This window comes from Halorubrum sp. SP9, from assembly GCF_005435015.1.
In the GTDB taxonomy this organism is placed as follows: domain Archaea; phylum Halobacteriota; class Halobacteria; order Halobacteriales; family Haloferacaceae; genus Halorubrum; species Halorubrum sodomense.
The window spans coordinates 1-466 of record NZ_SGXU01000364.1; the positions used below are offsets into that span (position 1 = coordinate 1).

Consider the following 466-nt stretch of genomic DNA (forward strand, 5'->3'; position numbering starts at 1 on the left):
CGACGAGCACTACCGAGAGCTGACCGGCGAGATCGCCACCCGTCAGAGACAAATCAACACACTGCTCGCGGAAATCGGCGACCCGGTCGCGGGTGCGAGCGATGAGACGGGCGCTCCGCCCCCTAGTGGCGCCGAGATGACCGAGAGCGGTGGAGGCGGACCGCTGTACCAAACCCGTCCCCGCGAGTTTTACGGCCTCTGGTTTCTCGCCGTGCTCACGTATGGGGTCGGTGACGTCGTCTCGACGCTGTACGCGACGGTAGCGGTCCCTGGACTTATCGAGGCGAACCCGATCGTCGGGACGCTGCTCTCCTCAAGCGGACTCCCCGGGTTCCTCCTGTTGAAACTACTCGTGTTGTTCGTGTTGATCTCCGTCAGCGTCCAAGGCGCACGACGGCGCGAACGGTTCTCCTACTACTGGCCGCCGGTCGTCGCGACCGGGATCGGACTGTTGCTCACCGGCTGG

Annotated in this window: 1 pseudogene; it reads left to right on the top strand. The window is 64.8% G+C overall.

What is annotated here, in order from left to right:
* Window positions 1-466: pseudogene (locus tag EXE45_RS17895) on the top strand (hypothetical protein); the annotation flags it as partial.